This window comes from Microcoleus sp. PH2017_05_CCC_O_A (assembly GCF_020738785.1).
GTDB lineage: Bacteria > Cyanobacteriota > Cyanobacteriia > Cyanobacteriales > Microcoleaceae > Microcoleus.
Map to the genome: position 1 here is coordinate 1 of NZ_JAEQCB010000103.1, position 22,049 is coordinate 22,049.

The following is a 22,049-nucleotide window of genomic DNA, read 5'->3' on the forward strand; positions in this document are numbered from 1 at the left end:
CGCGTATGCCAAGTCGAGGTCGCTCAAATCTGCTCCACTAAAATTGATTCCTTGTCCGTAAAAAACTAGCCGTTGCAAGTCACTTTCCCTGAAGTTAGCCCCACTCAAGTTTACTCCACTAAAGTAACCATCCTTACATTGATCGCCGGTCAAGTTCACTTTAATTAGAGAAAAGTCTCTCTCCCCAGCGTCATAGCGCCTCAGCACTTCTTCAAACCACAACCTTTTTCTACTGTTGCATATTCTCATCCATTCTGCTTCTCGTTTTTCTTCTTCTTCTTCTTCTTCTTCTTCTTCGTTCATGACTTTATTCCTCGAAGCTGTTGACAATAATAAAAATGTTGATTCTACTAAAATAGCTTAATGTTTTAAAACTAGCAAATACTTACTTCGGGAGCAATTTTTTATCAACTCATGCCATAGTAGCTATGAATTAGTCTTCACTGTTCCCAATAGTACCATCGGGCATGATGGTATCTTTAAAGTGAGCATCTGTAAAAATAGCCATTTCAGATTTGTGACTTCTAATTTCATCCAGATCCAACTTGGTGCCAAAAAAGTTAGTTCTCGTCAAGTCAGCTCGAGAAAAACTAACTCTATTTTTAAACTTAGCATTCCTAAAATCACTATCGGTTAAGTTAGCATCATCAAAACTTGTCTCAATCATCTCGGCTCCACTTAAGTTTGCTCTACTCAAATTCGCGTCGTAAAACTTAGTCTCCTGCAAATCGGTCTGAGTCAAGTTCGCCCCAGTCAAATCCGCTCTGCCAAAGTTAGCTCGCTACAGACAAGCTCCGCTCAGGTTAGCCCCACTCAAATCCGCATCTTCAAAATGTGCGCGGGCCAAGTCAAGGTCGCTCAAATCTGAGCCACTAAAATTGATTCCTTGTCCGTACAAAACCAGATGTAGCAAGTCACTTTCCCTGAAGTTAGCTCCACTCAAGTTCACTCCACTTAAGTAGCGCTCCTTAGATTGCTCGTCGCTCAAGTACACTTGAATTAGAGAAAAGTCTCTCTCCCCTGCCTCATAGCGCCTGAGCACTTCTTCTAACCACACCTGTTTTCTACTGTTGCATATTCTGATCCATTCTGCTTCTTCTTCTTCGTTCATGACTTTATTTCTAGAATCTGTTGAGAATAAAAATGTTGATACTACTAAAATAACTCAATCTTTGAAGGCTCACAAGGAAGAACAGCAAGCGCGGCTGGCAGCGGAGTCAGCTTTGCGATCGCTCTTAACTCAAGTTTTAAATTCTGGGATGAATCTGGAACAGGTGGCGCAAATGATGAATTTATCGACTTTGGAGGTGAGACGATTGGTTGGAGAAAACTTTTGAGTGCATTGACAACAGTAAGGTGCGCGGGAGCACCTTACTTGACAAAATATTAACAGTCAGCAGTCAAGAATTAATATCATGTCCCGTCGAACGACCATAATAAGATTGGTTTGTAGTGAGGACTTCAGTCCTCGGATTTGGATGCGGACTTGCATTCCTCACTACAAACCATTTTTAGGGCTGATAATTGACACGGTGTGACTAAAGTCTTCACTAGAAACGGTTTTTAGCGTAATTGACAGGGCATATAGCCTTTCTCAAAAAGATGAGGTATAACTGACAGCTCGATAACCGCTTAGACGTATAGGGCCCAAGCCCAACAACATACCTCATATGAGAGCTAGATTCGCTATAATATCAATTATTATTTGAAAGGCTTGTTAGTAGGTTTAAAACCTTGTTTTTGAAAATAGGTTTTAAATACTTCGTGAGCAATTGGTGCGGCCGAGACGGCACCAAATCCTCCGCCTTCGACTATAACTGCGATCGCAACTTCCGGCTTGTCAGCGGGAGCAAAACCCACATACATCGAATTGTCAGGATGACCTGGCATTTCCACAGTCCCTGTCTTGCCAGCACTTAAAGGAATTGTACCGTCATTCAGACCGCGGCCTGTACCCTTTTTCACCACGTCCATCAATCCTTCTTTAATCACCTTTAAAGTAGAAGGTTTAATTCCTGTGGGGATTTTTTTCGTGAGGGGTGTATTGGTTTGAGATGCCAACAAGTGCGGCTGCACTCGCGAACCGCCGTTAGCAATTGTTGATAGCATAACTGCTAATTCTAGGGGTGTGCAAAGTACCAAGCCTTGACCGATCGCCATTGTGACGGTATCGCCCACATACCAATCTTCCTTGTACATTTTCTTTTTCTCTGCTGGCGTGGGCACTTGACCGTGATTGGCGCCGTCTATCCCCAAAATATCTAAATTAATCGTCCCGCCAATGCCCATTTTAGACGCCCATTTCGACATTTGTTCCGGGCCTGCCGCCATGCCTACTTGATAGAAAAATGTATTGCTGCTAAAGGCCAAAGCATCGCGAAAACCGATAACACCTTGACCCGCGCCGTGTTCGTTGAAAGAAATGCCACCGATCGTAATTGAAGAAGATGATACTAAAGTCGAGTCAGGAGAAAACTTGCCCGATTCCATCCCTGCGACAGAAGTTACAATCTTAAAAGTGCTGCCGACTGGATAGCCTTGAACTGCCCGATTTAAAAATGGTTTTTCTGGCCCTTGCAGTCGATCCCATTCTGTTTGAGTCACCTTGCGAGTGAAAATGTTGGGGTCAAATGTCGGCCAACTAGCCATTGTTAAAAGCGCTCCGGTTTTCACGTCGATCGCTACAACGGCACCCAGGCGATCGCCCAAAGCTTTTTCGGCAGTTTTTTGCATATCTAAATCTAAAGTTAGCTGCACGGGTTTGCCGGGAATAGGCTCTTTTACGCCTAAATCCTGGATTTCCTCGCCCTTAGCATTCACCTCGATTAAGCGGTTTCCCCAAACGCCTTCTAATGTAGGATTAACTAATTTTTCTACTCCCATCTGACCGACAATCATGCCCATCGGATATGTTGGATTAGCTTTTAATTGATCCAAACTAGCTTCGCCGACGTATCCCAAAAGGTGAGCTGCTAATTGCTCGTTGGGATTGTCTCGGCTCGATTCGGCGCGAATTTCAACTCCCCGCAAAGTATTGCTTTGTTCTCCCAAAGCGACGAAAGTAGCGACATCGATATCTTTACTAATTCGCACTGGCAGGGCTGATTTGTAGCCGGCTACATCGATTTTTTTGATGATTTCGGTGGCGGGAAGTTTGACGATCGGGCTCAGTGTAGCCGCGACTTCTTGCCAATCCTTTGCCGATCGCTCTTTTGGCCACAAATACACCGATCGCGATACGCGGTTGGCCGCCAAAATTTTGCCGTTGCGATCTAAAATTTGACCGCGAGTCGCTGCGACTGAGACAGGGCGAATGCGGTTATTTTCCGCCCGCTGTCGGTTGTAGGCTCCCTGTACCAGTTGCAATTCGGCTAGACGAAACATCGGCATCGTCACTAATGTAGTAACGATCAGCATAAAAATCATCACTTGGAGCGATCGACTCCGTTGCTGTGCAGGATTGTCCGAGGTATTTTTGTTTAATCGGACTTTAGAGTTAAAAGAAAAATCGCTAGCCATATTAATTAATCTGCTCTTTGATTGAATTAACAGGCAGATCTAATTCTCATCCGGATTATTTCGGGGAGGATACAGCGATGACAACTTTTAGCTCTTTAGTGACCGACATAAATATGCCTATTGGCAGATACATAAATACGTAAAATCCCGTACAGTTCTTGTTCTACAATTTCCTATTTATTTTCCTATTAGCATAAATAATTGCTTGAAAGCCTCTGGGTTTGGCGTAGAAATTAAAATCAGACGATTCATTACTCCAATCCTCGGACTTCCAGGTAGAGGTTGCCCTCAAGCGGTCAACTGTCAACTAAGAGGGCTCTCACGGGGGCACTGCCCCTACAACAGATCAACTGTCAACTGTCAACTGTCAACTGTCAACTGAATGAACGACGCATAGGCTGTCACCTTAATATCAATTCCAGTAATATCTCCACCGACAACAACAGCCGTTGCTCCTAAATTCAATGCTTTTTGAGCCATGGAGGGCCCAGAGATTCCGCCTTCGCAGATAACGGGAATCTTGAGCTTTGCTACCATTTGCGCTAGCAAATCAAATCCGGGCGGCGAGAAACTTTCTGTTTGGGGTGTGTAGCCAAAAAGAGTAGTACCGACAGTATCTGCACCAGCTTCAGCAGCGGCGATCGCAGATTCTATAGTATCTACATCCGCCATGACTAATTTCCCTAATTCTTTGTGAATGCGATCGATTAACGTCTTTAAGTCTTCGCCAGCAGGGCGGTTTCGCAAAGTCGCGTCAATGGCGATAATATCTGCTCCTGCAAGTGCGATCGCCCGTGCGTCTTCAAACCGAGGAGTAATGTAAATCTCGCATCCCGCCAATTGCTGCTTCCAAATGCCAATTACGGGAGCCGATACCTGTTGTCGCACCGCTGCAACGTGAGCCGGGGTGTCAATCCGCACGCCCGATGCCCCTCGATTGATGGCGGTGCGAGCCATTGCTGCAATCACGATCGGATCGTGCAGTGGCGAATCAGCAGGTGCTTGACAAGAAACAATTAATCCTGTGGGAATTTGACAGTTAATCATGGGGAATTGGGGAATGGGGAATGGGGAATGGGGCAAACAGGGCATGGGGCATGGGGCATGGGAATGGGGCAAACAGGGCATTGGGAATTGGGCTTTTTTTGTAATTTATTCCCTGTGTCCTATTGAACTCAAATAGGCGTTAAGTTTTGGTAGTAATTTATCAACAATTGGTTTAATTTTGCTTACTTCTTCGCTGGTGATAAGGTGTCTAGCATAGGCTAATCTTAACCAGTTTACGGTTTCGTACAAAGAGCCTCTGGCAATTTTTACAAAACGCCGATTATCTTGATCATTATAACGACCTCTTCCTTCAGCAATATTAGCACAGACACTATCAGCAGACCGAACTATCTGTTTGCCCATCGTATCTTTTGTGAAGTAATCCCATTTTTTAACAATCTCCCAAATCTGATTCGCCAAACTTTCCGCCAACTTATAAACTTCTAATTCCTCAAAATCAGGTCTTCCCATAATTACCTCAAAAACTCAATTATATTAAATGCCCCATGCCCCATACCCCATGCCCCATGCCCCATGCCCCATGCCCCATGCCCCATGCCCCATGCCCCATGCCCCATGCCCCATGCCCCATGCCCCATGCCCCATGCCCCATGCCCATTAAAGAAAGAATTTTGTCAAGCAATTGCTCGGGGTGAATCGGTTTAGCCAAACAATCGTTAGCTCCCGCCGTCACAAAAGATATTTCATCTGCGGGAATTTCTTTAGCGCTTAAAGCCAGAATTTTGAGATTTTCAGTAGCGGGTTTTTGGCGAAGTTGTTGAATTATTTCGCAGCCGTTCATCCCGGGTAAACGCATATCCACAATCACAGCATTGGGCTGCAAAAGTTCAATTTGTTCTACCGCCGCCGAGCCTTCAATCATCCACACTACCTGCATTCCTGCGGCTGTCAGGATATCGCAAATCAGCATGGCAGTTTCTTCATCTTCTTCTACGAGGACGAGGCTGCCCCGCAAGGAGGAAGAGTGCAGCGGTAAAGATGAATTCGATTTTTCATATTTGAATTTTGTGGATTCATCTTTGCTTTTAGTTTGCATTGGTATAAAAACTGTAAAAGTAGAGCCAACATCAACTGTAGAGTTGACTTCGATCGCGCCGCCGTGAAGTTCTACTAATTGTTTGGTCAATGCCAATCCCAAACCGGTGCCGCCGTATTCGCGGCGGTAGGGGGAATCTAACTGCTGGAATTTTTGAAACAAGAGCGATCGCTGATCTTCGGGAATTCCAATGCCGGTATCTTTGATTTGAAAAACAGCGGTGCTACCTGGGGGTGCAGTACCGGGCTGTCGCACTGCTGGCGTCCGAGTTTTATCTTCTGTCACCCACACTCGCAGGACGATTCGCCCGCCTTCGGGAGTAAATTTAATCGCATTTCCTAAAAGATTGAACAGAATTTGTCTCAAGCGGCGCGGGTCTGCGGTGAAGCGATCGCACTCTTGTTTGATCCGCTGTTCTTGCACGAGTTCCACGCCTTTAGCTATAGCTTTTTCTTTGAAGGCGTGCAGGCTCTGAGAAGCTAATTTAGAAATTGAAAATTCACTAATTTTTAATACTGCTTTTCCTGCTTCTACTTGCGATAAATCTAAAATATCGTTAATTAATTCTAATAAGTGGTCGCCGCTGTCCCGGATAGTTTGCAGGTACTGTCGCTGTTTGGCAATTGGTACTTCTTTGGTGCCAACTTTGCCGTAAGACCACCGCAGCAGCGTGTCCGAAATGCCGATGACGCAGGTGAGGGGAGTCCGCAATTCGTGGCTCATAGCTGCCAAAAATTCGCTTTTGGCGAGGCTGGCAGACTGGGCGGTAGCAAGGGCATCGCGCAGTTCTTGCGTTCGCTCTATGACGCGCTGTTCAGAGGTACACTTTTGCTGCTGGACTTCTGCATAAAGTTCGGCTTGGTAAATGGCGATCGCCAAATGTTCTGCTATTTGCCGCAAAAATGTTTTTTTGCTTTCTTCCCACTCGCACACAGTACACTGGTGGGCGATTAGCAGCCCCCACAATTCGTCTTGAACTACGATCGGTACTAGCAACTTCGCCCGCACCTTCGCCCGCCGCATCAACTCTAAAAAACAAGAGTGCGAAGAGTAAGTTATTTCCACATCAGTGACGCACAAAGCCAAACCTTTGCGATATTTCTCTCTGTCAATGACTCCATCGGGAAAACACTGGGCGCCTTCACTAAAATTCAGTACAGACGAGATAGCATCGCTGGCTAAAGCTTCGTAGGTAACGCGACCTAAATACAAGTAAGAACCGGGATTTTCTTTGACTTCGCCAGAAACCGCCATAGGTATTTCTTTACCTAATTCGGCATGGTGGGGGGCTGGCACTTTTTCAAATTGATAAATTAACAGGCGATCGACATCCAAAAACTCTCGCACTCTCGAAACTGCTTTTGACAAAATTACTGGTAATTCCAAACTCTGGCGGATTTGAGTTGTCACCTGATTCAAAAGTCGCTCTTGTTCTAGCTGCTGCTGCAAAGCATCTTCCACAGACTGACAAAATGAAATGCAGGGACTGGCAATTTGTAAGTGATTGACGGCTTCGGCAATCTGGTGGTGTAGCGTTTCTGGAGCGATCGGTTTTAACGCTGAGTTTCCCTCTATTTCTGTTGGGAGCTTTAGGGGCAGGGGACTGTTTTTGCTGGCATCGGTAGCGAGAAGATCCAGCAAATTTAGGGTGAATTCGCTTTGCAAAATTGCCGAGTTCGGCTGTATGTTGTTAATTGCTTGTTTGAGGGCGCGAATGTCAATTTGTCTTGGCGGTGCGGGCGTTATTTCTGCGAGTTTGTCTGCGAGGGGAGAGAGGAATTTGGCGATCGCCCCTGGATCGAAAGTCAAATCCACATTTAATTGCGAAGTGAGATGTTTTTCACTGTGTTTGCGTCCGTTTGTTGCCAACTCATCTAATGCCTCGCCCCGCAGCAGCGCGCTAAACCGAGCTGATACCACTGCTGCAAACCTTTGGGACGAGTTTCCTTCCCCATTTTCAGGATTGGCGATCGCATCGTCGGCGAGCCAAATCGCCCCCGGGAGTTCAGCCATTTGCTCTAACAACTGGTAAGCAGCCTCAAAGGTTGCGATCGGCAAAGTTCGATTTAAGGTTTTTGGTTTCAATCTAGGTATTTTCCCGGTTGTTTTAAAGGACAAAATATGAATGCCGCTGTTTTGGGGAGGGAACCAGGGGCGCAGCAGACGGGGCCGCTCCAAAAGACTTGAGATCAAAGAAGTCAGTCGATTTTAGATCTTAGATTTTAGATTTTAGATTTACTTGCAGCTTCGTGAATCACCGGAGCAGGAACTTCGAGCTAAGATTTTGGGCTGCTCGCAACTTAAGTCGCGCGCTTGTATCCGTTTTTCTGCGGTGTCGTGACTCAAATAACGTAGCCAGTTAAGGCTGAGGCTGGTCAACACAGCTTGCGAGATATTACTCTTACAAGCTCAGTTCTTTTAAGACTGGGTTGCTGACTACTTTAAACAATCTTAATCCAGTATAATATCAATATATAATTTGTTAACTTCTACTTAACACTATCCGGGTAAATGAGCAATCCAACTCAACTCACCCCCGATTTCACGATCGGACATCTGCCGTGTCACCACTTCCAAGTCAGTGCTGCAACTCCAGGACAGGTAGTGGCTCAAAGATTCGAGCAAGAACCAGACCTACCGGGAGTGATTATTACTCACGAATCACAGGTATTGGGCATGATTTCTCGCGTCAAATTTCGAGAACAAATGAGTCTCCCCGATCGCGTAGAAATTTACGGTCAGCATCCGATTCGAGCCTTGTTAGATTTTATGAGAATACCGCCTTTGCTGATGGAGGAAAACTGGAAAGTTGAGGATGCCGTACAAGCGTCTCTCAACAGGCATAAAGATTTAATTTATGAACCAATTATTGTGGTAATGGACAATCAGAGTTTCCGCCTTTTGGACGTTCGGACTCTGGTGATTGCCCAGTCTAAAATTTTAGCTCAAGCTAACAAGCTTATTCAAAAATACAGAGTAGAAAGACAGAAATATATGGGAATCATTCAACAAGAACAGGCAAAATTTTATGAATGCCAGGAGTTGCTAAAATCCCAACACCTTCAAGCCCAAGTATTGCAGAATACTCCGAGTCGCGAGCAAGTGACACTGGTCAAACAAGCTGAAGAAATTTCTCAAATAAATCAGCGATTTGTGAGGATTGCGAAGTTAATTTCTTCAGAAGGCCGCCAAGCATTTCAAGCTACTTTTCAAGGTGCTAATTCTATTTGCAATAATACACAGAAAATTTTGGGTATTAGCAAAGCAATAGCTAATGATTTAGAAACGGTTAACCGCACTTCCCGAACCATCGGGGAGGCGATCGAACAAGTCAGGCATTTAGCAGTACAGGTGGCTGTAGTTACCAATCAAATGGGAAATCAGCCCAGCGGTCTGAGCAAGGTGAGTTTGGAAATTGGCAGACTGGCAAGTAAAACTTTTGAATTGGGGACCCAAATCGAGCAAATTGCCAGCCGATTTAAACTTCGGGTTCACGAACTCACGGAGGCAGCAAGAGCGGGTGCTAATGTAGCTAAATCGGTGACCATCAAGATCGATCGTGCGGAAATGGCTTTGTTAGAGTTGGAGGAATTAATAGCGGAAAAAGATTTCAATTCACCGACCGCCATTAAAGAAAATTTGGGAGTTAAAAAAAGTGTTGTTGCTCATTCTTTAGTTAAAGATTTAGAAGACGCTGAAGCTGAAATTTCTGAATGGGAAGATATAGTTAAGCAGCAAGATTCATCGCAATATCTGATTCAAAAAATTCAGCAGGCGCTGAAGTCGAAAAAGCCCTAAAATTCTAGGGCTCATCTGATTTAACTTTTCGATATGTATAGCCTTTCTAGCTCTCATATGAGGTACGAATGGGCATGGGGCATGGGCCAAACAGGGCATAGGGCATGGGGCATAGGGCATGGGGCATGGGGCATGGGGCATGAGGCATCGGCCAAACAGGGCATACTCACTACGCTTGAGAACCGCTATATAGGAGAAGGAGAAGGAAAAAGGAAGACGCCTTGAGTTATCGTCGTGATATCTGGAAAAAAGCTCGTGTTTCAAGAACTTCATAATCGTCGGGGCGGTTGGTCTGAAAAAATAAAAAGTAACAATTTTACAATTTGCACAATACTATTTGTTTGAAGGAGGTTAATACGAATAAATTAAGAGTTAGGCAACGCTATTTGCATCACAAGATTTTGATTTAAAGTCACAAGAATTGGTCAAATAACAGGCTAGGTTTATGAAAATTTTGCTAGTAGAAGATGACACAATTACAATCAATTTGCTGACCAGAGCGCTGAATGCTCATAATTACAATGTGAATACGGCGGAAGACGGCGAAACAGCCTTGCAGTTGGCACAAGCCTACGATTACGACTTGATTGTTTTGGATGTGCTGATTCCTAAACTCGACGGTATTAGTTTGTGTCGGGAATTGCGATCGTCCGGCTGCCAAATGCCGATTTTATTGCTGACAGCGCTAGATAGCAGTAACGATAGAGTTCAAGGTTTAGAAGCGGGTGCAGACGATTATGTGGTGAAACCCTTTAATCTCCAAGAATTAATTGCTCGAATTCGGGCTTTGCTGCGCCGGGGTAAGGCAAGTTTGTCGAGTACAAGTTTGACTTGGGAAAAACTGCAAGTCAACCCGGATACTACGGAAGTAACTTATGGCGAAAAAGTTCTGCATTTGACTCCCAAAGAGTACAATCTGCTGGAACTTTTTCTGAGAAATCCCCGGCGCATTTTCAGCCGCAGTGCCATGCTCGATCGCATTTGGTCGGCGGGCGAATTTCCTCAAGAAGAAGCCGTTACCGCTCATATCAAGGGGCTGCGGCACAAGCTGAAAGCAGCCGGGATGACTGTAGATTTAGTGGAAACGGTGTATGGATTGGGCTACCGGCTCAAAAGTCTGCCGGAGGAGATTGAGAGTCCAAAAGTTGCCCGGGATACGGCAGAAACTGCTAAAAGTCAAGAAAATGTACCTGCTGAATCGATCGCACACAGCCAGGAATTAAGCAACGATGAGCGCCGTCTCCAAGTCCTGAGTGTGGTTGCGGAAATTCGGGGCAAGTTAAAAGCTAATTTTATCGAAAAGGTGGTGATATTCGATCGCGCGATCGCCCAACTGAAAACCGGAACCTTGGATAACGAACTGCGGCGGGAAGCCCAGGAGCAAGCTCACAAATTAGTCGGTTCTTTGGGAACTTTAGGGCTGCCGAAAGGTTCGGAAGTTGCGCGCAAGATCGAACAGTTGTTCAAGGCCCAAAACATCTTTAAACCGGGGATTGCTCAGCAGATTGAGGAATTTCTGCATTTGCTCAAACAGATATTCGATCGCCCGCCGGAACCTGAAAGCGAGCTGGTTACTGCGGTTTCCAAAAAGCGCCGCATTCTGATCGTTGATGATGATACTTTGCAGAGCGATCGACTAAAAGCAGCAGCATCCGGTTCGGGCTTTGAGATAGAAGTTGCCACATCTGGGCAATCCGCAAGAAGCGCGATTTCTCAACAGCCTCCCGACGCGATTTTACTGGATTTGACATTTTCCAGAATTCAGGAAAACGGACTTACTCTCCTAGCCGAGCTCCGCACTGAAAAACCTGATATTCCAGTGATGATTTTTAGCGGGAACAATCAATTGAGCGATCGAATTGAAGTTGCTCGTTTGGGAGCTTCGGGCTTTTTACATAAATCTATCTCCCCAGCAGATATACTCAAAGCAGTCGCCCAGGTTCTCGACCAAACAGGCGCTTCTGAAGCCAAAGTTATGGTAGTAGACGATGATGTGCATCTATTGGCTGCGCTGAAAATGATTCTACAACCTTGGGGATTGCAAGTCACAACATTAGAGCGGCCCGAAAAGTTCTGGGAGGTACTCGAAACCACTTGTCCAGATTTACTAATTTTAGATGTGGAGATGCCTGGTTATAGTGGTATCGAGCTGTGTTTGGCGGTGCGGAACGATTTGCGCTGGAGCAAGCTTCCCGTGCTATTTTTGACTGCTCATTCTGAGTCGGAAATAGTGCGTCAAATGTTTGTCGCGGGTGCTGATGACTACGTGAATAAGCCGATCGTGGAACCGGAATTAATTGCTCGCATCCTGAATCGTTTGGAGCGGACTCAACTCCGACACAAACTTGCTCTGACACAGTTGACAGTTGACAGTTGACAGTTGACAGTTGACAGTTGACAGTTGTCACGAAGGAAGAAGGAAGAAGGAAGAGTTGACAGTTGACAGTTGACAGTTGACAGTTGACAATCAAAAATCTTCAATCCCCAATCCCCAATCCAAAATCCAAAATCCAAAATCGTTTGACAGTTGACAGTTGACAGTTGACAGTTGACAGTTGACACGAAGGAAGAAGGAAGAAGGAAGAAGGAAGAAGGAAGAGTTGACAGTTGACAGTTGACAGTTGACAGTTGACAATCAAAAATCTTCAATCCCCAATCGAAAATCCAAAATCCAAAATCCAAAATCGTTTGACAGTTGACAGTTGACAGTTGACAGTTGACAGTTGACCGCAAGAGGGGGATCTGGCCTCAACGGTAAACGATAGATACAAAAGTTGTTAGGCGATTGTTGACACCTAATGATGCAGCGGGCGTCCGAAACGCCGGTAAGCTTTCGCCAAAACTTGGGATTATTAAATTCTAGGATTCGGACGCGATGGCGTCGAGGGATGGAGAGCCCGGTCATTTAACAATACAGGCTGATTTAGATCAATGTTCACAATCAAATGAAAGCAATGGTATTAACGTCAGAGAAAGGCGATCGCGATGACACCGACTGCGAATTAATTTACGCTCCGGCTTCGATTCAACCTCACGGCATCCTGTTGGTGGTGGAATCTACTGTGTTGAAGATTTTGCAAGTTAGCAATAATACTTTTAAGGCGATCGGCATTTACCCGCAAGAACTTTTGGGCAAGTTTTTACATGGATTTGTCGAGACTGAGGAAATTAAGGCGATTCAAAAAGCTTTATGTGAAAACAGCAATCAAACTAACGATATCAGCTTATCATTCAAAATTCCAAACCGCAAGTCTTTTTTTCATGGGACGCTGTATCAATTAAGTTCGGTATTAATTTTTGAACTAGAGCAGGTTGTTTCCCCAAAAGCGAGCAATTATTTCAATTCTTATCATTTAGTCCAAAAGCCGATCGACAAAATCCACAACACGCCAAACCTGCAATTGCTGTGTCAGACAGTGGTAGAAGAGGTGCGGAGGATGATTGGGTTCGATCGGGCGATCGTCTATCAATTTGATGCCACAGGTGCGGGAAAAGTCGTCGCCGAAGATAAAGCAGAAAATTTGGCTCCTTTATTGGGAATGCACTATCCGGCTGCGGATATTCCCCCGCAGGCTAGAAAGCAGTTCACCATGAATTTAATTCGATTTATTCCCGATATTCACTATCAGGCTGTAGAACTAATTCCTGAGTGCAATCCGCTGACCGGTCGCCCCCTGGATATGGGCTTATCTTTGTTGAGAACAGTTTCGCCTTGCCACGTTCAATATCTCAAGAATATGAACATTGGCGCTAGCATGACCGTGACATTAATCAAAGATCGAAAACTCTGGGGATTGATCGCCTGTCACCACCGAACACCAAAGTATATCAACTACGAAACCAGAACGGCTTGCGAACTGGTAGCAAAGTTTGTAAATCTAGAACTCAGCTACAAACAAGATAGCGAAGACCGGGACTATGCAATTAATTTAAAAGAAATTTGCCATAAATTCATCGCTGAAATTTCTCAATCACACTGCTTTGTAGAAGGTTTACTTAAATCCCGAGATGAATTGCTGGCATTAGTGGGCGCTATCGGTGGAGTTGTCTGTGCCAATGAAAATCTAACAGCCATTGGCACAACCCCAGAATTGGGAGAAATCAGAAACTTAATAGCTTGGATAAAACCTCAAATAAATAATGATGTTTTTTATACAGATTCTCTCTCAAAACTGTATCCGCCATCGGAGAAATTCAAGAAAATTGCTAGCGGTTTGCTGGTGCTTGCCATATCCGAGATGCAAAATTATTACATTTTGTGGTTCCGTCCCGAAGCAATTCAAACTGTCAACTGGGCAGGCAAACCCGACTGGCCAATTGAATTTAAACCGGATGGCACCCCATTGATGTCTCCTCGCACTTCCTTTGAGTTGTGGCAAGAAACTGTGAGGTCAAAATCTTTGCCTTGGCTGCCTTGCGAAATCGAAATTGCCCGAGAACTGCGAGTTGCTATTGCTAGCATTGAGTTGCGGAAAATTAACCAGCAGCTCAACTTAGCTTTGTCGGCTACCAAAATTGGATTTTGGGACTGGGACATACAGAAAAATCGCATGGTTTGGTCGAGGGAACATGAAGAGTTGTTTGGATTGGCGCCTGGAACTTTTGGCGGAACAGATCAAAGTTTTGCAGCTTGCGTTCACCCGGAAGATTTAAAAGCTTTGGAGAATGCTAGGAATCAGGCCCTCGCCGAGCGATCGGATTTCTGTCACGAACACCGCGTGGTTTGGCCCGACGGCAGCATTCACTGGATGGAAGGGAAAGGTAAGTTTTTTTACACCGAAACGGGCGAAGCTGTGCGGATGGTGGGCACAGTTACAGAAATTAGCGATCGCAAAGCTAAAGAATTACAGTTGCATTTGTTGGAATCAGTCATCACCACGACTAACGACGCGGTGTTAATTACCGAAGCTGAACCGATTGACGAACCGGGCCCGCGAATTCTGTATGTCAACCCAGCTTTCACGCGGATGAGCGGCTATACGCTAGAAGAAGTTGTGGGCAAAACGCCGCGCATCTTGCAAGGAGAAAAAACAAATAGGGCAAGTCTCGATCGCATTCGGAGAGCTTTGGAAACCTGGCAGCCGGTGCGGGTTGACTTGATCAATTACCGCAAAGACGGGACGGAATTTTGGGTAGAATTGAGCATTGTGCCGATCGCAGATGAAACTGGTTGGTTTACCCATTGGGTGGCAGTGCAGCGCGACATTAGCGATCGCAAACAAGCTGAAGCCGCCCTCCAACAGCTCAACGAACTCTTAGAAATGCGAGTTTTGCAGCGCACCAGAGAACTAGAAATTTCTCAAACAGAACTGCGGGAAAGCGAAGCTTTATTTCGTTCTCTGAGCGAGAGTTCTCCTGTCGGCATCTTCAAAATAGATGCTGAGGGGAAATGTACCTATACAAATCCGCGCTGTCAAGCAATTGGTGGCTTCACAGCCGCAGAAGCTTTAGGAGACGGCTGGATGCGGTTTGTTCACCCCGAAGATATCAAACTAATTCAGTCTAAGTGGTCGGAATTGCGATCGCCTGGTGAAGAACTTTCCTGCGAATTCCGCCACATCCAGCCAGATGGAACAATCCGGTTTGGTCGGGCAAAAGCAGCTCCGATTTTTGCCGATGGAGGTCAACTAATTGGTTACGTCGGCACAGTCACAGATATCACAGAAAGTCGAGCAATTGAAAAAATGAAAAATGAGTTTATTTCCATTGTGAGCCACGAACTGCGAACGCCGCTGACCTCAATTCGCGGTTCTTTAGGTTTGCTGGCGGCTGGGGTGCTCAAAGATCGACCGGAAACTGCCAAACAGATGTTAGAAATTGCGTCAAGCGATACCGAACGGTTAGTGCGTTTGGTCAACGATATTCTCGATTTAGAGCGACTCGATTCGAGCCAAGTTACCATTGTTAAGCAGTGGTGCGATGTGCAGGTTTTGATGCGGAAGTCTGCGGAAGCTGTGATGTCTGTGGCTGCTGAAAATAAGATTAATTTGTCGATTTTGCCCGCAACGGCACAAATTTGGGCTGACCCGGACAGGATTGTGCAACTGCTGGTAAATTTGTTGAGCAATGCGATTAAATTTTCGGCTCCGGGGTGTACAGTAACTGTCAGGGTTGAAGATTTGGTCGATTCCCTACGGGATAGCTACGCTTCACGGGTTTTATTTGAAGTCAAAGATCGAGGGAGGGGGATTCCTGCTGATAAACTAGAAACTATTTTTGGACGGTTTCAACAGGTCGATGGTTCTGACTCCCGCCAAAAAGGAGGTACGGGTTTGGGTTTGGCTATCTGTCGCAGCATCGTGCAGCAGCACGGAGGCAGAATTTGGGCCGAAAGTGTTGTCTCTGAAGGCACGAGTTTCTATTTCACAGTGCCTGCACCGCCCGAAGGCGAAGGGGAGAAGTTTTGAGATTATTTTCAGTCTTGAACGCACGCACTCTATATAGGGTGGGCACTGCGTATCGGTGTGCATTGCCCACCCTACTAATATCAAATCGCATCGGAATTATTAGCCGAAATGAGGAGACGGCTTGGCCTTAGTCCCTACAATTAATCTGGGGTAGGGACTAAGGCTAAGCCGTCTCCTTTCCTCTATCATGTATGAGCGCAGCCGGAATTGATATAAGTTTTCTTTCAGTTTACGATGATTAATTTAAAATAAGGGTTTTAATTATGTCAGCAAAGCAGATTCTGGTAATCGATGACGAACAAAACCTCTGTAGCGTGATTCAGGCTTGTCTAGAACATTTAGGTGGCTGGAGGGTGCTGATTTCGCCCGAGGCCAGCAAAGGATTGGTTTTAGCTGAAACTCAAGTCCCTGATGCTATTCTACTCGATGTAATGATGCCCGATATGGACGGAGTTACTTTGTTTGGTTTGCTGCAAAAAAATGCGACTACTCGAGAGATTCCGGTGATTTTTCTGACGGCTAAGGTGCAGGCGATGGATTTGAACGAGTTTGCTGATTTGGGGGTAGCAGGGGTGATTGCCAAGCCTTTCGATCCTTTGAGTTTGGCGCAGCAAGTTGCGGGAATTTTGGGTTGGGAAACGTTGCTTTAAGCTGGGGAAAGTTGACTGTTAACTCTCAGCAAAGGAGGACACGGCAATGCCGTTTCTTGCGCCGCAAAATAATCGTAGCACGGGCTCTCTTGCTCTCTTGCCATCGCGCGATCGAGAAATATAACCATCGCAAGCATTTATTGTAGGGACACGGCACTGCCGTGTCCTTTCTGTGGGTAATATTAATTCCGATGCTACGGGATTTGATCTAACGGGGAATTTAAGCCGGATGGCGATCGGAAATCCGGTTTATGGTTCTCAGCCTCTTGCTAAAATCTCGCAATTATCTTGGTGAACCGACTTTCTCCGTCCCGGAAAGTCGAAGTTTTCGGGCTGTTTTCAGAATTTCCTCATTTTTTTGATTTAGCTTTGAGATCGATCGGTGATTGGTTACTTCAAACCCTGATTCCCTAGAAGTTCCAGAGATAACCTCAGGGAGTCGGGGTCTTTTGTTGCCCATAAAGTCGATCGGCTTTATGCGTATTTATACTTAGATTACTGTTGTATAAATTACAGATTGTTGCTCGATCGACCAAATGGTTTAAGCCATACTCCCTAATACAGCGAAGTTGGTAGGGAAAAACCCGGTTTCTGCCTAAGTGTTATAATCCATGCTTTGAGCAAAATATATTGATTTAAAACAATGACGATCTTCATAATTTCCTCATATTTTTTAGATAATGTTTATCCCAGGTTCTTCAAGTGAAGGTCGCACTCTCAGTAGCATCCGGCTGCCAAAAAACAAACCTGTTGTCAGGAGAGTTTGGTGAGTGACGGTACTTTTGATTGAGGAGTGCGACAACACAATCAACCTGAATCAATCAGGGGTTAGGCACTGCATACCAACCAAACTGGGTTTTTCAACCGGAAAAAACTGGTTTCGGTGCAAGTATTCTAAGTGTTGGCAGGAAAAATCAATCAAAAATAAATTAATAACTGAGGATGTGATTCGTGCTGTCGAATAACGTCGAGAAAATAAGTAGGTCATTTTGTCAACAGCCAAACTCGCAATTGCGACGAATAGGCAAAGCGAAGTCTGAGTAAGTTTTTTAAAGAGTGTGGAGATTTCTCAAATGTCATATCAGCTATCTTCTCAAGGTAACAACCAAATCTTGTGCTATTACGCCAATGCTACTAACCAAATTCAGGTTTTGCGGATTGGAAACATTCCTAATTGGTACTTTGAAAGAGTGATGTTTCCGGGGCAGCGAATGATGTTTGAAGCTGCGGCAACAGCAGTATTAGAAATTCATACAGGCGCGGTGGCAAGTGCTATTTTATCGGACAATATTCCCTGCTACGTGCTGCGGGTTATAGAAGAGGTAAGTTCTGAGTTCGATCGGGTTATTCCGGAAGCAAAATATGCGGTATTAGCGCGCTAAAGTTCCGGAGAAATGAGACGAACTGGATCGGGGGCAACAAATATCTAAGTTCAGTAGTATTTGGGAAATTGGGAAAATGCAGAAAAATCTTGTCAATATCACCTTGGGCGTAGTCACAGAGGAAGTAGAAATTATCTTGGGGTCTTATCCCAACCATCCCCACCAACAGGTTTTTTCACACTCGGGCTTGCGGCAGGATTTAATTGCTTACGTGCTGAGCAGAGTTCCTAATAAATATACTGCGATCGACTCCGGCGAGTCAGCGAACCAAAAAGTTCAGGTTCGCTGTTCTTCAGAACAGTTGCTACAGATAGAAAATTTGATTCATACTGGCATTCGCGACTTACTGCACAGCTATCAGAAGGTAGATTATCGCGTTCGGGAAGAAGTTAAATTCGATTCTAGAGTTGGTAGTTGGTTTAGATAGTTTTCGGTAATTGAGGGAGATGCCGAGATCCTCGGCACTCTCGATCGCCCGATCGAGCTAAAATTGTCTGTACGCAGAGCTTGCATTCAACACTTTTGGTAATCGCGGCAGCCCTCGCAGGGGCCATTGGGGTTGACAGCACAGCGCAGAATTTCCGATCGAGCGTTAAAGTGGCAGCTAGCAACTCCGATAACCCAGATGCCGCTGACAAATGTTCTTTCCGTCGGCGGTGCGGCAGACTGCACGTACAAGGCAATTTTTTGCAGTTGGTAGCGCCCGGATTTGAGTTGATAGCGGTGGTGGCGTTCCAAGACAGCGTAGGTTTTTCCCTCTAAATCCAGATAGTTCCCCGGTTGTGGCGTCCAATCCAGCCGAATGTTCCCTAGGGATTGGCGGGAGTGAGAGAGAATCACTTCTACTGGTAAAGTATTTTGTTCCATGTGCGGTGCGACAAGCGAGTACAAGCTGATGGTATCGCAATCTCCGTGTTTGTAGTGAGGACTTCAGTCCTCTGATCTTATGAGGACTAAAGTCCTCACTACGAACCTTTAATGGCCTTTTATACCATCAAAATTTCCAAAAATAAGTCATTCCTTCCAGGATTCCCCCAGCGCAAGCAGAGCCAGCTAAATAATGATTTTCAGTACCATATTCGCGATGCCATGCTAAGAGTTCTGACATAGCGTTAGCAACGATTATTCCCCGAACATCCTGTTCAAACATACTAATATCATTGCCAGAATCGCCGCAAACTAATGTTGCGTCCGATGGAATTTGGAGGCGCTGTTGTAAATAAGTTAGGGCATTGCCTTTATTGCTAGTTTTTGGTAAGATATCTAGATCGCGATTGCTGCTAAAAATGATTTGAGCTGCTAGTCCCGATGCGGTTAATTTTTGCTGCAATTCCTGGAGAATCGAGCTGTTGTCTGCTTCTGGTTCCAGACAATAACTGATTTTCCAAGGATTTTGTTCTGTTAGGGATTGGGGTTTAAGCTGCTTAAACTGTTGAGCTAAAGAGGCGATCGCAATTTTATCCCAGTTTTGAGAAATATATTCCGCCCAATCTAAATCGAGGGTGGCATTTTGGTAAATCTCGCTGCCTACACCTGCGATCGTATAGTCGGGGGCTAGCAGTTGCTTTTGGGAAATTAACTCGCAGGTTGAAGCATGGGAACGCCCGGTAGCGTAAACTAAGCAAATTTGCGATCGCTTTGATCGCAAGTGCTGGTTTAAAAGTTGAGTTGCTTCGTCATCTCCGACTAATGTGTTGTCTAAATCTGTCACTAATAAGAATTTCATTTTGATAATTGGGAATTGTTCAGTTGACAGTTGACAGTTGACAGTTGACAGTTGACAGTTGACAGTTGATAGTTGACCGATTGAGGACACTTGACAAAGGAAGTCCGAGGATTGGACTAATGAATAGTCTGATTTTAATTTCTCCCGATCGGGCGGGCGGGCTTTCAACCAATTGTTTCTGGTAATTCCTTAATTACAAGACTTAATTACAAGAATAAAATTATCTTAGTTTTTGTGATCTTTTGTTGGTTTGTGGTGCGACAGGGGGCGTCAAGCTGCCACAATGGATTAGGTTCAGGATAACTCAAGTCCAGAAGTTGCGCTAGCGAGGGAGTCTGTCAGACGAAAGGCTGATGGGGGTTGAGGTGGAAGTGTCGCAGCTATCGGGGAGAAGGGCTGGCGGATTGATTGAATTGTCGATCGAGCTTTATGACAAGATACAGCACGCGGGCGATCGCAGCAACAGCCCCAAAAGTAAGGGGGCAATTCGTAAATTGCCCCCAAATGAGTTAGAAATTACAAACTTTCCTCAGTCTGAAAAAGCTACTGAAGTCGGTACAGTGCCGAAACTAGCAGCCAGACTGACACCTCTGATCTCCTTAGTATACAACAAGACGCGACAGAAGTCATAGGATTTGAGATTTTAGATTTGGGAATGACTGATATGGTGTCCGCTGGATTAACCGGACTACGAAAGGTTTGTAGTGCGGACTTCAGTCCGCAGCATTTTACGGACTGAAGTCCGCACTACAAACCATTTTTGTTATGGTAATCGATCGGACATGATATGATTAGTATCTGTAGGTTGCGTCGCAGAAATATCGTACCAAAAAAAGAGCGAAAATCGAGCGACGCCAAGCACGAAAATATTTGAGAAAACAACGATTTTTTTTTCTTGGTATTAGATCGAATATGGTACAAGGTGGAAGAAACGAGCTTAGGATCGCATATTAAATAATTTACACTCTTGAAAGTGGGATGGGCGTCCCGCCCGTACAGAAAGGACGGGGGGGACGCCCATCCCACAAGAACAATAAAGATTATAAGTTATTTAATTCTCATTTCTTATTGAATTGGAAGTTCGATGATAAACTCAGTGCCTTTCCCAGGTTCCGAGAGGCACTGCAATTTACCTTTGTGTTTTTCAACCACAATTTGATGCGAAATTGACAAACCCAAACCAGTGCCTTTACCTACGGGCTTTGTGGTAAAAAATGGGTCAAATAAACGCACGATATTATCTTGGGGAATTCCCGGGCCGTTGTCTGAGATGCGAATATAAATTCTATTGTTATCAATCATTTCAGTTTTGATTGTGATTGCTGGAAAAATTGAATTGGGGGTATTTGTGGCTGGGCTGCTGCTTTCTTCTAAAGCGTCGATTGCATTTGCCAAGATATTCATAAATACCTGATTGAGCTGTCCGGGATGACATGGTATTTTTGGCAGTTCTCCGTATTCTTTAATTACTTCAATTCCCTGCCAGTGTGCCTTGGCTTTTAGCCTGCTGTTCAACATTAACAAGGTACTTTCTAAACCTTCGTGAAGGTCGGCAGGCTTGAATTTAGCTTCGTCTGCCCGGGAAAAATTGCGGAGAGTTTGAATGATTTCTACAATTCGATCGCATCCTGTGTGCATCGAATTTAGCAATTTGGGCAGGTCTTCTGCTAAAAATTCTAAGTCTATATCTTCAGCTTGTTTCTGAATTTTGGCTGGGGGATTCGGCAATTCTTCTCGATACATCTGCACGATGTCTAGCAAGTCGAGAACGTAGCCGCGGACGTGGCAGAGATTGCCGGCGACAAAGCCAACTGGGTTGTTAATTTCGTGGGCAATTCCTGCTAGCACTTGCCCGAGGGAAGACATTTTTTCGGTTTGGACTAATTGCATTTGAGTTTGTTGCAATTCGCGCAAAGCTGTTTGCAATTCCTGGGATTTTTGTCGATCGCGATCGGCAGCAGCAGCCCGTTCTTCCTCAACTCCGATCGCCCCAGCGATAATTCCGATCAGCTTGCAGTCGGCTTCTGTGGGTGCGATCGACTCGGTGTAGACTACGCACACGGCACCCACGTAATTCTCACCCAGCCTGACTGCTTGTCCCAGATAGCTTTTGAGTTGGTAGCGGATGACAGCGGGATCGATTTCGCCGTAGATCGTGTTCTGCAAGTCAGGAATCGCCACAGCCCGATCGCTGGCTTGGTGGCAGACATCGGTGCAGACATGGCCTTCGGCGCGATCGACCTCTGGGTAATCGGGCGGCGCTTGCCAAGTCGCGATCGCGCGCAGCAGCCCGCCACCGACGTGGCTGTAGATGGCGCTGCTGCCCCCCAAAAGCTCGCCGGCTAAGGATGTCAGGCGCTGAATGTTCAAGCCCGCGTCGGTGGTGAATCCCAAAAAGCACTCGTTGATTTTGCTGAGGCGGTACTCTGCTTGTCTGCGCGCCGTCATGTCGCGAGAGTTGAT

The 22,049-nt window shown here is 45.4% G+C and carries 16 protein-coding genes, 2 pseudogenes and 1 CRISPR repeat array; of the genes and pseudogenes, 8 read left to right on the forward strand and 10 right to left on the reverse strand.

Annotated elements, in window-relative coordinates; translation table 11 throughout:
• The 3 genes and pseudogenes from JGK20_RS22545 to JGK20_RS22555 form a co-directional block, all read right to left on the reverse strand.
• Positions 1-303, reverse strand: a 303-nt coding sequence (locus tag JGK20_RS22545; protein WP_293232215.1) for a pentapeptide repeat-containing protein, incomplete at its 3' end; no start/stop codon positions are given.
• 130 nt (positions 304-433) lie between these two features.
• Positions 434-769, reverse strand: a pseudogene (locus JGK20_RS22550) (pentapeptide repeat-containing protein); the annotation flags it as partial.
• Positions 770-781: 12 nt separating this feature from the next.
• Positions 782-1,111 carry a pentapeptide repeat-containing protein gene (locus JGK20_RS22555; protein ID WP_293214196.1) on the reverse strand — a complete coding sequence of 110 codons (330 nt, stop codon included), beginning with the start codon at positions 1,109-1,111 and terminating at the stop codon, positions 782-784.
• On the opposite strand from JGK20_RS22555, the gene JGK20_RS22560 reads away from it, so the two are divergent.
• Positions 1,110-1,337, forward strand: a complete 228-nt coding sequence (locus tag JGK20_RS22560; RefSeq protein ID WP_293208670.1) for a hypothetical protein — start codon at positions 1,110-1,112, stop codon at positions 1,335-1,337. The genes JGK20_RS22555 and JGK20_RS22560 overlap by 2 nt on opposite strands.
• 364 nt (positions 1,338-1,701) lie before the next feature.
• On the opposite strand, the gene mrdA is transcribed toward JGK20_RS22560, so the two are convergent.
• From mrdA to JGK20_RS22580, 4 genes are all read right to left on the reverse strand, one after another.
• The gene (gene mrdA / locus JGK20_RS22565) at positions 1,702-3,519 is read right to left on the reverse strand and encodes a penicillin-binding protein 2 (protein WP_293232217.1); all 1,818 of its coding nucleotides are present in this window, start codon (positions 3,517-3,519) and stop codon (positions 1,702-1,704) included.
• 360 nt (positions 3,520-3,879) lie between these two features.
• Positions 3,880-4,566: an N-acetylmannosamine-6-phosphate 2-epimerase gene (locus tag JGK20_RS22570; RefSeq protein WP_293175844.1), complete on the reverse strand. Its 687-nt coding sequence runs from the start codon at positions 4,564-4,566 to the stop codon at positions 3,880-3,882.
• Positions 4,567-4,671: 105 nt separating this feature from the next.
• Positions 4,672-5,037, reverse strand: a complete 366-nt coding sequence (locus tag JGK20_RS22575; RefSeq protein ID WP_293232219.1) for a four helix bundle protein — start codon at positions 5,035-5,037, stop codon at positions 4,672-4,674.
• A gap of 19 nt (positions 5,038-5,056) precedes the next feature.
• A complete protein-coding gene (locus JGK20_RS22580; protein ID WP_293232221.1) occupies positions 5,057-7,708 on the reverse strand; it encodes a GAF domain-containing hybrid sensor histidine kinase/response regulator in 2,652 nt (883 codons plus the stop codon).
• Positions 7,709-8,134: 426 nt separating this feature from the next.
• On the opposite strand from JGK20_RS22580, the gene JGK20_RS22585 reads away from it, so the two are divergent.
• The 6 genes and pseudogenes from JGK20_RS22585 to JGK20_RS22610 all read left to right on the forward strand — a co-directional run bounded on the left by JGK20_RS22585 (position 8,135) and on the right by JGK20_RS22610 (position 18,287).
• A complete protein-coding gene (locus JGK20_RS22585) occupies positions 8,135-9,421 on the forward strand; it encodes a chemotaxis protein (RefSeq protein ID WP_293175564.1) in 1,287 nt (428 codons plus the stop codon).
• 445 nt (positions 9,422-9,866) lie between these two features.
• Positions 9,867-11,717 (forward strand): annotated as a pseudogene (locus tag JGK20_RS22590) (response regulator); the annotation flags it as partial.
• Positions 11,718-11,773: 56 nt separating this feature from the next.
• Positions 11,774-12,143: a CRISPR direct-repeat array (repeat unit 34 nt; unit sequence TTGACAGTTGACAGTTGACAGTTGACAGTTGACA).
• 232 nt (positions 12,144-12,375) lie between these two features.
• Positions 12,376-15,828 carry a PAS domain S-box protein gene (locus JGK20_RS22595; RefSeq protein WP_293175570.1) on the forward strand — a complete coding sequence of 1,151 codons (3,453 nt, stop codon included), beginning with the start codon at positions 12,376-12,378 and terminating at the stop codon, positions 15,826-15,828.
• Between the two features lie 263 nt (positions 15,829-16,091).
• Entirely contained in the window at positions 16,092-16,478 is a 387-nt protein-coding gene (locus tag JGK20_RS22600; protein ID WP_293154432.1) for a response regulator, read from the forward strand.
• A gap of 1,073 nt (positions 16,479-17,551) precedes the next feature.
• Positions 17,552-17,860, forward strand: a complete 309-nt coding sequence (locus JGK20_RS22605) for a DUF1830 domain-containing protein (RefSeq protein WP_293175572.1) — start codon at positions 17,552-17,554, stop codon at positions 17,858-17,860.
• Between the two features lie 76 nt (positions 17,861-17,936).
• Positions 17,937-18,287, forward strand: coding sequence for a hypothetical protein (locus tag JGK20_RS22610; RefSeq protein ID WP_293175574.1), 351 nt, complete (start codon positions 17,937-17,939; stop codon positions 18,285-18,287).
• Positions 18,288-18,373: 86 nt separating this feature from the next.
• On the opposite strand, the gene JGK20_RS22615 is transcribed toward JGK20_RS22610, so the two are convergent.
• Together JGK20_RS22615 and JGK20_RS22620 are read right to left on the reverse strand one after the other, a co-directional pair.
• Entirely contained in the window at positions 18,374-18,727 is a 354-nt protein-coding gene (locus JGK20_RS22615) for a DUF6464 family protein (RefSeq protein ID WP_293204475.1), read from the reverse strand.
• Positions 18,728-18,854: 127 nt separating this feature from the next.
• On the reverse strand, positions 18,855-19,586 hold the full coding sequence (locus JGK20_RS22620; RefSeq protein WP_293175578.1) for a sucrose-phosphate phosphatase: 732 nt from the start codon (positions 19,584-19,586) through the stop codon (positions 18,855-18,857).
• A gap of 353 nt (positions 19,587-19,939) precedes the next feature.
• Here JGK20_RS22620 and JGK20_RS22625 point away from each other — a divergent pair, with 353 nt between their 5' ends.
• Positions 19,940-20,218 carry a hypothetical protein gene (locus tag JGK20_RS22625; RefSeq protein WP_293220441.1) on the forward strand — a complete coding sequence of 93 codons (279 nt, stop codon included), beginning with the start codon at positions 19,940-19,942 and terminating at the stop codon, positions 20,216-20,218.
• Positions 20,219-20,651: 433 nt separating this feature from the next.
• Here the strand turns inward: JGK20_RS22625 and JGK20_RS22630 are convergent.
• Positions 20,652-22,049 (reverse strand): ATP-binding protein (locus JGK20_RS22630; RefSeq protein WP_293232223.1); only part of this gene is annotated, 1,398 nt, incomplete at its 5' end.